Raw genomic sequence first — 12,419 nt, 5'->3', positions numbered from 1 at the left:
AATAAAACAATGGGTTAAGAAACATATGGGCTAGTTATCTAGGACAGCCCCAAAATAAAATCTCATTAAATCGAGATTGTTTATTAGTGCTTCAGTTTTTGCACCACGGCCACTCCAATTATCTAAATGCTAAAGCACTTGATAAATTGCATGTAGGAGCGACGCCTCGTCGCGATTTGCAGTATAGTTTCGCGACGAGACGTCGCTCCTACAGGGAGCTGCATGTTATTCGATGCATTAATTATCCAATGGATAATCTCGGTTTAACTTAAATCAGTTTATTAAGTTTAACGCTTAATAAACTGATTTATTTCATTAAAAACCAATTCATTTAGCTGTGGATTTAAACAATCCAACTCCACATTGTCATCCATGCCGCGTAACCAAGTAAGCTGACGTTTCGCTAATTGGCGTGTAGCAAATATGCCTCTATCGCGCAATTCAGCAAGGTCAAATTCACCAGCAAGATGCTCTAAAGCTTGCCGATAACCCACACAGCGCATTGAAGTAGACTCTGGTGTCAATGATGGATATTTTGCAATAAGCTGTTTAACTTCATCCACAAAACCTTCTTTAAGCATTTGCTCAAACCTGATGGCAATGCGCTCGTGTAACACTTTGCGATCACTAGGCACTAAGGCAATTTTGAGTAGTTTATATGGCAAAACTTCATTCGTTTGCTTGGCATAAAGCGCAGACATCGCTTCACCCGTGAGCTCGAACACTTCCAAAGCGCGCTGAATACGTTGCGTGTCGTTAGGTTCTAATCGCGCAGCGGTGATTGGGTCAATCAAAGCCAACTTCTCATGCATGGCAGGCCAGCCAATAAAAGCAGCTCGCTTATCCAGCCGTGCACGAACTTCTGGGTTCGCCTCGGGCAAGCCACTCAATCCCTCTTGCAAGGCTTTAAAGTACAACATGGTGCCGCCCACCAATAACGGAATCTTGCCACGCGCAGTAATATCCGCCATTAAACGCAAAGCATCAGTTCTGAAGTTTGCCGCAGAATACGCGCTAGTAGGCTCAATAATATCGATTAAATGATGTGGCGCTTTTGCCAGCGTTGCCGCGTCAGGCTTGGCCGTACCGATGTTCATGTCTTTAAACACCAAGGCAGAATCGACGCTGATGATTTCAACAGGAAGCTTGGAAATAAGGTCAACCGCCGCACCAGTTTTACCGCTGGCGGTTGGACCCATTAAGAAAATGGCTGGGGGGAGTTTAGGCAAAGCTTTACTCATAATGTGTCCAGAGCCTAAGCACTTTAACGATTTTCTCTTCCACGAACACTTGATAGACCAAACGATGCTGAATGTTAATACGTCGAGAATACGCACCAGCTAAATCGCCTATAAGCTTTTCATAAGGCGGAGGATTTTGAAATGGATTTTCCGCAATAAGCTCTAAGAGCAACAGCGCTTTCTCTTTAAGGCCTGCGGCACTCAAATTTTTTGCATCTTTTTGCGCTGCTTTGGTGTAAAGCAGTTGATATAACGCCATTAAATTTACCAATCTAACTGCGGTTTAAGCTCACTTACAGGTGTATTCAAACCCTCTAGAATCGACTCGCGCATATTGGGAATAGACACTAAAAACAAAGTCTCTTGAATGGCAGACCAGTCCTCCTGAGAAACCAATACAGCATTAGCGCGCTTGCCTGTGATCACTACTGGCTGATGTGAACTTGCCGCCTCATCAATTAAGCGGTATAAATTAGTGCGGGCTGAACTTGCGGATAATATTTGCATGGTGAGTTCCTTAATATGTCGAAATGATGGTACGTTATTACGTACGTTAAATCAAGACCGTATTGCATTTATCATCAATCAGATTACTTGCAGACAGTTATTTGCCCCGCATAAACATCTTATCCAAGTCACTCATGCTGACTTGAAACCAAGTTGGGCGGCCGTGATTGCATTGTCCTGAACGCTCCGTTGCTTCCATATCACGAAGTAAAGCATTCATTTCAGGTATCGTCAGGCTACGATTAGCGCGTACGGCGGCATGGCAAGCCATGGTGCCTAACAATTCGTTACGGCGCTCTGTGAGTGCTCTGCTGGCGCCGTATTCGCGTAAATCTCGTAATACATCACGCGCTAAAGTTACTGCATCAGCATCTTGCAACATGGTGGGTACAGCGCGTACCGCTAGCGTAGTTGGAGATAAAATGGCAATATCGAAACCTAATTGTTGCAGGCTGCCATCGATACTTGCCAAGGCTTCTTGCACTGTAGCAACTTCTAGCCTATCGGCATTAAAACTAACAGGCAGCAACAAAGGTTGCATAGCTACAGTTTTGTTATGCCCATCTTTACCGTCAAGCGTATTTTTAAGTTGCTCATACATAATGCGTTCATGCGCCGCGTGCATATCCACAACAACCAAGCCTTCTGCATTTTGCGCGAGCACGTAAACACCATGAATTTGTGCAACGGCAAAACCAAGAGGAAAGTTATTTACATCCGTATTTTCATTAACATAATTTGTAAAACTAGCACCGCCAGCAAGCCCATCCCTATTGGTCTGCAGGGCAGTGTTATTGAATGAATTGTTTGAATAGTTTTGTGCATTATTAGCACCAAATAAGGTTTGATAAAAACTATTCGGTTCATTCGCACTTAGATTGATTTGCGCTTGATATTGCGGATAAGGGCTAGCTGAGTAACTTGGTGAACTAGCATTTTGACCACCAAATGGGTTGAAAGCGGCTTGATTAGCTGTGCTAGCATTTGACACGCCTGTTGGTGAAGCTAGCGCTTTGTGTAGCGAATGAAAAATAAAGCGGTGAATCGCTTGCCCATCTCTAAATCGCACCTCGGTTTTTGCAGGATGCACGTTCACATCTACCAAGTTAGGGTCTAGCTCTAAAAACAACACAAAAGCAGGATGGCGGTCATGATGCAATACATCCTGATAAGCTTGGCGAATAGCGTGTGAAATCAGTTTATCTCGCACATAACGGCCATTCACATAAACATATTGCGTGTCACTTTTATTGCGATTGAACGTTGGCTTGGCAACTACGCCCCATAAGCGCAAACCAGCCGCGGATTCATCCACAGCAATTGTTTCAGCAGCGAAATCTGCGCCTAGTACTTCACCAAAGCGCTTAGTTGGCTCACTTACGGCATAGCGGCTAAGCGCCCTGCCATTGTGTTGCAGCATAAACGCGACATCTGGGCGTGACAGCACCACACGATTAAATGCGGCTTCGCAATGACCAAACTCCGTGCCTTCTGTTTTTAAAAACTTACGGCGCGCTGGTGTGTTGAAGTACAAATCATCAACTTCAATAATCGTACCTGCATCTAAAGCGGCTGGTTCGATGAGAGAAATCTCGCTACCATTTGAAGCAATACGCCAAGCGTGTTTAGTATCAAGTGCACGACTACTGATTTGTGTACGTGAAACAGAAGCAATACTTGCCAAGGCTTCACCACGAAAACCTAAGCTAGCAACGGCTTCCAAGTCATCCAAGCTAGCTATTTTACTGGTTGCATGCCGCGTCAGCGCCATGGTTAAGTCTTCTTGCGCAATGCCGTTGCCATTATCTGCCACGCGCAATTGCTTAACGCCGCCTTGCACTAATGATACGGAAATATCAGTACTGCCAGCATCCAAGCTGTTTTCCAACAGTTCTTTAAGTGCTGATGCAGGGCGCTCTACCACCTCGCCCGCGGCGATTTGGCTAATGAGTTGATCTGGGAGTAAGTGAATTAGCGCCATAAAATATAGTTATTTTTTAATCACTATATTTTACCTTGCTTTGATAATTTCAATTTAACTATTCTGAGCAATAAAAATGGAGGACTTAAAGGCCTGATTCCGCACCAATAAAGGTCTAATTCAGTCTTTCAAAAGAATAATGCACCATAACGAGGTGCGTAGAAAAGAAGCATAATTACAAACTCTATTCTTTAATTTTTCCTGCTAGCTAAAATCCTGCAGTGCCGTTTTTACTAAGGAGTCAATTTTTTCAGTTATATGCGTCAGCTCAGTGGCCACAACAGAAAACTCACGCCCAATTTCACCAGCGCGCGCAGCTGAAATTTGTGCATTCACTGCCACAATTTTGGCCTGCTTTGCGATGCTTTGAATATCGTTCATTAAATAACGGCGCTTTCTTTGCTCTAATTTAACAAACTCTTTAGATTCATTTTCATACACCATTGTTATTTGATTTAGCAGCTTAACAATAGGCATCGCGAGTAAGCCCAACTCATCCAGCAAGCCTTGTGCAGTGCGATAATTAGCCTCATAAGCACTGAGAGTCTGCTCAGCTAGATTAATGAATTCTAAGTTCTTTTTGTGCCCATCTAGCTCGCTATAGTAAGCAAGCCTGAGGCTGTCAAAGAACACGCCGGGCATTTCACTATTTCCAATCACCAAGGCATGATGGCTATCTCTAAATAAATTCAAATCATCACGGGCTGTTTTTAACGCATTTTCATGACCATGAGTTGAAAGAAATATATTCAGAATAATGCGCTGAGACAACATGCGTTGACGCCCTGAAATATTAATTAAATGGCCAAAAGTTTCACTCGTGATATCAAATTCATGATTTGCGTAACTTGCTGCACTTTGATTGCGTCGTGTTTCTAAACTCAAAATAACTCCCTAACCTTCGTCTCAAAAAATTTGTATCTGAAAAATATTTCTTTAGTACTTACTTTAATTACTAATAAGCAAAACTCATTCCAACCATCACCAATTTTTCAATTGGCAATTGTGACTGTTTACGCTAAATTCATCACCTGTATTCATTCTGTTATAAATATTCAATGGCTCATCATTATGCAAAAAGTTTTACTCACGCTCGCATGCTCAAACGCCATCACCACTTTTACTTAGGCCCAACTAACTCAGGGAAAACTTATCAGGCACTTATTGCCCTAGAAAAAGCAAAGTCTGGCGTTTATCTAGCGCCTTTAAGATTGCTCGCCATGGAAATTCGCGACCGATTAGTTGAAGCAGGCGTGCCGTGCAACTTGATTACTGGCGAAGAGCGAGTACTGATGGCTGGTGCGCAACATACCGCCTCTACTATTGAAATGATGAGTCCATCTAATATTGTAGAAGTGGCAATTATCGATGAAATTCAGATGCTGCAAGATCCCGATAGAGGCAGCGCATGGACAGCTGCCTTAGTTGGCGTACCTGCGAAGCAGGTGTTTATCTGCGGCTCAACCGCAGTGACAGCGCCATGCATTGCCACCATTGAGGCAATGCATGAAACCTATGAAATCACTTATTTAACCCGAAAAACACCACTGCTATTAGAGGATGAAAGCATTTGTGGCAAACATTACAGCCGTCAAAAGCTCAAGCCAAAACTGCAAAAAGGTGATGCCATCATTGCGTTTAGCCGCAAAGATGTACTGACTTTTTCTGCAAGGTTTCGGCAATGGGGCTTTACCGTCGCGAGTATTTATGGAGCGCTTTCACCTGAAGTGCGACGTACAGAATCCGAACGATTTTGCACTGGCAAAGCCGATATTTTAGTTGCAACGGACGCCATCGGCATGGGTTTGAATCTGCCGATTCGACGGGTTATTTTCTCCAACATCCATAAGTTTGATGGCATCGCTTCGCGCCACCTTAACTCAACTGAAGTACGCCAGATTGCAGGGCGTGCAGGGCGATTCGGCATTTATGATACTGGTTATGTAAACGTGCTTGAGAATGATGAGTTAATTCATATTGAGCACATGCTTAATGTAGACGACACGTCAGATTTAACAAAGCTTCCCGTGAATATTAGTTTCGGTCAAATTGGGGAAATTTCTCAGAAATTACACACCAGAAAAATCGCCGAAGTCCTCACATACCATCAACAAAGAACACGTATTGATTCAGAGTTATTCGTACAAACATCGCTTAACACGCAGATTGCGCAAGCTATTCTGGTGGATAAGCATGCACCAACGATGTCATTAAAAGACAAATTTACATTTGTCTGCGCGCCGATTTCGCTCAATGTTGCGTTTGAGAAAGACTATTACTTACTTTGTTTGCAAAGCGTGGTTGACTCTAAGGTACGCCACTTACCTGCCCCACCCAACTGGTTAGATTCAGACAGCCCTAAGCACTTAGAAACTGCAGAGCTACTAAGCCATAACTTAAGCTTGTACGCGTGGCTAAGCTTTAAATTTGCTAAGACTTTTGTGGATGGAGATTATGTTCGCGCCTTACGTCAGCGCGTGAGTGGCTATATAGAAAAAGCCCTGCTAATCCAAGCAGGTTATGGTGACACATCGAGAGAAATTGATTTTTTGAAAACTAAACGCTAAGAATCAATAACGTAGTAAATTCAATTCTAGAAAGTTTAGTTTTAGCTAAATCATAACTTAGTCTGATGCCACTTTGGTTTTAGCTAGTGCTGGATTTGTAGAAAAGTATTTTTTAATCCCCGTCAAAATCGATGTGACCAATTTATCCTGATATTGCGGATCATTCAGCCTGCGCTCTTCCTCTGGATTGCTAATAAAAGCAGTTTCAACCAAAATTGACGGAATATCGGGTGATTTCAACACCGCAAAAGCCGCCTGTTCCACACGGCTAGCATGTAGGGTATTGATTGCACCAATTTGTGTAAGCACTGCCTTACCTAACTTTAAGCTATCGTTGATGGTGGCGGTTTGCGATAGATCAAGCAGGGTTCTCGCCAACACAGGGTCTTTATCATCTAGACTCACGCCACCAATCAAATCGGACTCATTCTCCTTTTTGGCTAAATATCGAGCGCCAGCGCTGGTAGCACCACGCTCCGATAATGCAAATACTGATGAGCCTCTTGCAGATTGATTAGTAAATGCATCTGCATGAATAGAAACAAATAAATCAGCCTGCATATTGCGCGCTTTTACTACACGACCATGCAAAGGAATAAAAAAGTCACTGTCGCGAGTTAAAACTGCACGCATATTAGGCTCGCCATCAATTTTTTCTTTGAGTTTTTTAGCTATCATCAAAGTAACATCTTTTTCATGGCTACCATTGGCGCCACGCGCACCTGGGTCTTCGCCGCCGTGACCTGCATCAATCGCAATGACGATTTGACGGCCACTTTTTTTGACTTTAGTTTGCATTATTTCTGGCGAAGTATTTGGGCTAGCCTCTTGATTTTTAGCTTCTTGGTTTTTCACTTCGGAAGCCTTAACCTCTGGCGCCTTTACTTCTACTTTTGTTATAGGTGGCTCAACTGGCCTACCGACTTCAGCTGTCTTAGTGGCTTCAGCAGACTTGCTTGTTTTAGTTGCATTAGTTTCGCTAGCTTCAACCTGGGCTGGCAAAGGCTCCACAATGATATTTGGCTGACTTGAGCTATTGCTTGACTCTTGCGTAACAATTACTTGATTAGGCGTTTCAGTTTGTGTTGTTAAGCTAGCATTCGATGAACTAGTGTTTGCTGAGTTAGCCACAGCATCTCGCTCAGCAATCATTGCCATCAGTGGATCTTTAAGTGGGTGAACATCAAGTACCAAGCGATACTTATAATCGCCTGTTGGCATTAAAGTAAATGCGTTAGGTTTAGCTTCGGTTTTTAAATCCACGACTAATCGCACCACGTTTTGTTGAAATTTAGCGATGCGAATTTGCTTAATATACGGGTCACTCGCTAAAATTTTATCGGTTAATGATTTAACCACTAGGTTTAAATCAATATTTTCAATATCCACCACCACGCGATCAGGATTTTGGATGAGGGACATCTTATAAACAAACGGTTGAGCAGACTCTAGCGTAATCCGCGTATAGTCCTGAGCTGGCCATACACGTGCAGCAGTAACGATATTCGCAGCTTGCGCTGATGTAACAAAACTAAGCGGTGTCAAATTAAAACTGACCAACAGCATCAAGCCAAAATAGTTGGTCTTTTTAAATGACCAAAATACATTATTTATTTTCTTGAAGTTCATCATGTTAAATCATCATTTCTGAGTGCAAATTGTATGCAAGCATTGTTGCCCTAGTGTTGAATGTGCCGATAGATTAACACTACGCCCTAAATTTTCACCTACACTTTTTATAGAAAAAGTAATATTAAGGTCTGGTATTGGCAGCACATTTTGTGCTTTTTCAGGCCACTCAATCACGCAGACACTATTGGCGTTAAAGTAGTCTCTAAACCCTGCAGACTCCCACTCTTCTTCATCATTAAATCGATATAAGTCAAAATGATACAACATTAAGCTAGAAGTTACCTTATATTTAACTTCATAGGACTCAACCAATGTATAGGTCGGACTTTTAACCTTGCCTATGTGCCCCAAAGCATGTAGCAAGCCGCGTACTAATGTAGTTTTTCCCGCACCTAAATCACCGTGTAAATAAATCGTTAAGTTTGGCTGTATAGCTTTCGCGATGGCAGCACCAAAAGCTAAGGTTGCTGCTTCGTCGGCTAAATCAAGTGTAAAATTGCTATCCATGAATGACCTTAACGATTTTAATCAATCTAAGTTTACCAAGCTTGCCAATGACATTAAACAATGGGGATTGGTGCTGGGCTTTAATCAAATTGGCATTACTGACACCAATTTGCAAGAAGCGGAGATTGAGCATGAGGCATGGATAGCTAAAGGTTTTCATGGTGAAATGGATTATATGGCAAAACATGGGGTGAAGCGCACTCGCCCTGCAGAATTAGTACCGAATACCATGCGAGTAATTTCTGCTCGATTAGACTATATGCCGCCTAATGCCGTAGATAGTGAATCTGTATTGCAAGACAATTCTAAAGCCTTTATCTCACGCTATGCGATGGGGCGCGACTATCACAAGGTGATGCGCAACAAACTACAAAAACTTTGTGAAAAAATTCAGTCCGAAATGACAAAATATCAAATAGCTGACTTCAGCTATCGCGCATTCACTGATAGCGCGCCAGTATTAGAAGTTGCCTTGGCTGAAAAAGCAGGATTAGGTTGGCGCGGCAAACATACGCTGCTTATCAATAAAAATCGTGGCTCATGGTTCTTTTTAGGTGAAATCTACACTAATTTACCTTTACCTATCGACGAGACAGCAACCAATCACTGCGGCACATGCAACAGCTGCATAGACGTATGCCCGACTAAAGCCATTACGGCGCCTTATGAGGTAGATGCTAGGCGCTGCATTTCTTACCTGACTATAGAGCTTAAAACCAGCATTCCTGTCGAACTTAGACCACTCATTGGCAACCGTGTTTATGGATGCGATGATTGCCAGCTTTTTTGTCCTTGGAACAAGTTTGCTGAGATTACTCGTGAACCAGACTTTGCAATTAAAAATGGCTTAGATAATATGAGCCTAGTGCAATGCTTTGCTTGGACAGAGGCACAATTTAAGCAATATATGGCAGGTAGCGCAATTTACCGAATCGGCTATGAGCAATGGTTGCGCAATATCGCGGTTGGTTTAGGCAATGCAAGCACTACGCCTGAAATAGTAGCAGCGCTGCAAAATCGCATGAACGATGAATCTGCTTTATTACGTGAGCATATTGGTTGGGCGTTGGCGCAACACAAGCTTAGCGATGAAACGACGGATATTTAAAACAAAATAATTTAGGTAAAATGATTTAAACAAAAGCGTTAATGCTCGTCACCTCTAAACCGACGTTCATAAAATATACTATTGCCGTTGATTCTTTTAGCTTCCTTCTTCGCAACGGTCATGGCTGCGGAAACTTCATAATGACTAGCAAATTCCTCTGGGACAATTTTCACCGCTCCAATGGATAAAGTACTGAATGGGTAAAACGTGCTTTTGCCTTGCCTATCATCAATCTCAATTCCACCGATTTTACGATCTTCTTCACTGTAAAAAGTGGGGATAACCTCCTCCAAGTGAGAAAGTACAAAATTACAGCGCTCCTCCCAATTGGTACTTTGGCATATTAAAATAAAATCATCGCCGCCAATATGACCAACAAAATCTAAGTTAACGTCAACAGACTTAGCTAATGTTTCACCAACCAACTGAAGCACAAGGTCACCTTGCCGAAAGCCATAGGCATCATTAAAAGGTTTAAAGTTATCCAGATCACAATAACATGCCCAAAAAGTATTTTTCTTTTCCAATAAACGGTCTATATGTTCGTTGATAGGTACATTACCAGGCAATAATGTCAGCGGATTCGCATAACGAGCCGCACTAATTTGCATTTCAGTGATTTTTCTTAACAATGCATGACCACTACCGATGCCTATATACTTTTCATTTTCAGTAATGATAAAACCATTGGTTAAATGATGAGGCTCCATTTGAGTAATGAGGTCACTCAACTCGTGATAGGTAATACTACCGTCAACGATTAAAGGTTTTGTGTCCATAAATTCCGTACACGAATGCTTACCATACAGCTCTTTTCTGAATGGTCTTACAAAGCTATCAATCATACTAAATCGGCTTATCAAACCTACTGGGATACCATTTTCTACAACAGGAATAGAAAATAACTTTTCGTTACTTTCAAACATCACATTCACTTCATCATTAGTTTTAGTCGGAGTAACGAAAGGCGCTTTCTCTAATAACTTTAAAATATTACCCTGCCGCTCAGTACCAGAAGCTTTAGGGAAAACACTGATAGTTTTGCGTGTAAAAAGATGTTGAATATTTTCACTTATTTGTTGGATAGGCTCTGGTATTGGGTGCCCCAATAGGTATCCTTGGCAAAATGCAACATTCAAGTCACGCAGAATAACAAACTCAGCTTCGGTTTCTACGCCCTCAGCAATCACTTTAGTACTAGAGTTATCGGCTATTTGCTGGATGGATTTTACAAACTGCAGTTTGACAGGGTCTGAGTTAATTGAATGAATAAAGTGCTTATCTATTTTTACAAATTCTGGGCGTAACTCTGACCAAAGTCTTAAAGTAGAATAACCTTCACCTAAGTCATCAAGCGCAATTTGAAAACCAATATTTCGATAACTGTCGATAACCTTATACAGTTCTGAATAATCAAAGGTCGGAGAACTTTCAGTGAGCTCAAGCACGATATTCTTAGGGTTTAGACCCAGACTCTCGATATAGTCAACCGAAATAAGTTTGTTATGACCAAACTCCTGTAAACATTCAGGGCTAACATTTACAAATATTTTATTTGAACATGCGTGCTTTGCAAAAGTCTCTAATCCAACTTTAAGGCTCGCTAACTCCAAGTCACATACCCTATTTTCAACTTTAGCAAATTTAAATAAATTCTGCGGAGAATATAAATCCGTTTGCTCTGGACCTCTTATTAGTCCTTCATGCCCAAGTATAACGCCACTTTGAATGTTGATGATTGGCTGAAATACACTGGCTAACGTTTGACGATCAATAATGTCATGTAAAATTTTACTATGGTTAATTTCAGGTGATTTGGTCTCAAATAATCTAAGTAATTGCATGTTTTTCCCGAGCATTTCAGATGGTTAATGCATGATGCAATCAAAAAATATTGAATCACTACACACACTAACGGTAGCTCAAAACACTATGCTTGAATTATTACGGGGTCATTACAAAGCTATGATGAAAATTAGTGAGTTTAGCGCTTAAGAATTTAACACTAGTGGATTTAAAATCTAGGTTTTTAAAGCTAGATTGAATTGAGCAATTGGCACGGGTCTGCCGAATAGAAAGCCTTGGTAGACATTACAACCGCAATTCCTTAAGAGTACACGCTGCTCTTCGGTCTCCACGCCCTCGGCAATCACGCCTAAGTTTAAGGTTTCTGCCATGGCTATCACCGTACGCACAATGGCTTGATCACTAGTATCAACAGCAATCTCTCTCACGAATGACCGATCTATCTTCAATTGATAAAGCGGGAGTAATTTGAGATATTGCAGAGAAGAATAACCAGTGCCGAAGTCATCTAATGAGAAGTTAACGCCAATATTTTTTAGCTCTACCATTTTAGTAATGGTCGCTTCAATATTTTCTAGCATAATGCTTTCTGTTAACTCTAATTTAAGTTGCATTGGGTTAATGCCGCTGTGTTTCACTGCAGCCTGAACTTGCTTTGCAAATGTGCTTTGGTAGAACTGCTTTGCACTCACATTAATAGAGAGTGTGAGGCCTTGTGTATGCGCTGTTGCTTGCCATGTTTTAAGCTGGGCGCAGGCAGTTTCCAATACCCACTGTCCTATTGGTAAAATCAAACCTGTTTCTTCCGCTAATGGAATAAACTCTAAAGGTGAAACTAAGCCACGCTCGGGATGAATCCAGCGAATTAGAGCTTCCGCCCCCAACGCCTTGCCTAATAGGTCTACCTGAACTTGATAATAAAGCTCGAACTGCTTGTTATCTAAGGCCTTACGTAAATCTACTTCTAGTGCAGCGCGCAGGTTAATCGCTTCTTGCATATTAGGGTCAAAGAAACATAAGGGCATCTCTAAAAATCCACCATAATTTTGCAAACTGAGACTATGTGTGGC

Annotated in this window: 11 protein-coding genes; 2 read left to right on the top strand and 9 right to left on the bottom strand. The window is 41.8% G+C overall.

Features of this window, described 5'->3' with window-relative positions; translation table 11 throughout:
* Positions 1–287 precede the first annotated feature (287 nt).
* The 5 genes from miaA to PSU78_RS08930 all read right to left on the bottom strand — a co-directional run bounded on the left by miaA (position 288) and on the right by PSU78_RS08930 (position 4,614).
* Entirely contained in the window at positions 288–1,241 is a 954-nt protein-coding gene (gene miaA, locus PSU78_RS08950) for a tRNA (adenosine(37)-N6)-dimethylallyltransferase MiaA (protein WP_300387194.1), read from the bottom strand.
* The gene (locus PSU78_RS08945) at positions 1,234–1,500 is read right to left on the bottom strand and encodes a Txe/YoeB family addiction module toxin (protein ID WP_300387192.1); all 267 of its coding nucleotides are present in this window, start codon (positions 1,498–1,500) and stop codon (positions 1,234–1,236) included. The genes miaA and PSU78_RS08945 overlap by 8 nt, the downstream gene beginning before the upstream one ends.
* A gap of 5 nt (positions 1,501–1,505) precedes the next feature.
* A complete protein-coding gene (locus PSU78_RS08940) occupies positions 1,506–1,748 on the bottom strand; it encodes a type II toxin-antitoxin system Phd/YefM family antitoxin (protein WP_300387190.1) in 243 nt (80 codons plus the stop codon).
* Between the two features lie 97 nt (positions 1,749–1,845).
* Positions 1,846–3,729 (bottom strand): DNA mismatch repair endonuclease MutL, encoded by a 1,884-nt coding sequence (gene mutL, locus PSU78_RS08935; RefSeq protein ID WP_300387188.1) that lies wholly within the window; start codon positions 3,727–3,729, stop codon positions 1,846–1,848.
* A 204-nt stretch (positions 3,730–3,933) separates the two neighbouring features.
* The gene (locus PSU78_RS08930) at positions 3,934–4,614 is read right to left on the bottom strand and encodes a methyl-accepting chemotaxis protein (RefSeq protein ID WP_300387186.1); all 681 of its coding nucleotides are present in this window, start codon (positions 4,612–4,614) and stop codon (positions 3,934–3,936) included.
* 173 nt (positions 4,615–4,787) lie between these two features.
* Between PSU78_RS08930 and PSU78_RS08925 the strand changes: the two genes are divergently transcribed.
* Positions 4,788–6,296 carry a helicase-related protein gene (locus PSU78_RS08925; protein WP_300387184.1) on the top strand — a complete coding sequence of 503 codons (1,509 nt, stop codon included), beginning with the start codon at positions 4,788–4,790 and terminating at the stop codon, positions 6,294–6,296.
* 57 nt (positions 6,297–6,353) lie between these two features.
* Here the strand turns inward: PSU78_RS08925 and PSU78_RS08920 are convergent, their stop codons facing one another.
* Positions 6,354–7,928 (bottom strand): N-acetylmuramoyl-L-alanine amidase, encoded by a 1,575-nt coding sequence (locus tag PSU78_RS08920; RefSeq protein WP_300387182.1) that lies wholly within the window; start codon positions 7,926–7,928, stop codon positions 6,354–6,356.
* Positions 7,929–7,937: 9 nt separating this feature from the next.
* Positions 7,938–8,435, bottom strand: a complete 498-nt coding sequence (tsaE, locus tag PSU78_RS08915; RefSeq protein WP_300387179.1) for a tRNA (adenosine(37)-N6)-threonylcarbamoyltransferase complex ATPase subunit type 1 TsaE — start codon at positions 8,433–8,435, stop codon at positions 7,938–7,940.
* On the opposite strand from tsaE, the gene queG reads away from it, so the two are divergent.
* The gene (gene queG, locus PSU78_RS08910; protein WP_300387177.1) at positions 8,434–9,543 is read left to right on the top strand and encodes a tRNA epoxyqueuosine(34) reductase QueG; all 1,110 of its coding nucleotides are present in this window, start codon (positions 8,434–8,436) and stop codon (positions 9,541–9,543) included. The genes tsaE and queG overlap by 2 nt on opposite strands.
* A gap of 38 nt (positions 9,544–9,581) precedes the next feature.
* Here queG and PSU78_RS08905 read toward each other — a convergent pair whose 3' ends face one another.
* Together PSU78_RS08905 and PSU78_RS08900 are read right to left on the bottom strand one after the other, a co-directional pair.
* Positions 9,582–11,387 (bottom strand): GGDEF domain-containing protein, encoded by a 1,806-nt coding sequence (locus PSU78_RS08905; RefSeq protein ID WP_300387175.1) that lies wholly within the window; start codon positions 11,385–11,387, stop codon positions 9,582–9,584.
* Positions 11,388–11,564: 177 nt separating this feature from the next.
* Positions 11,565–12,419 (bottom strand): bifunctional diguanylate cyclase/phosphodiesterase (locus PSU78_RS08900; protein WP_300387173.1); only part of this gene is annotated, 855 nt, incomplete at its 5' end.

This window comes from Methylotenera sp., from assembly GCF_029945705.1.
GTDB lineage: Bacteria > Pseudomonadota > Gammaproteobacteria > Burkholderiales > Methylophilaceae > Methylotenera.
The sequence above is the reverse complement of the archived record's forward strand: the minus strand, read 5'-3'. Positions and strand labels throughout refer to the sequence as shown.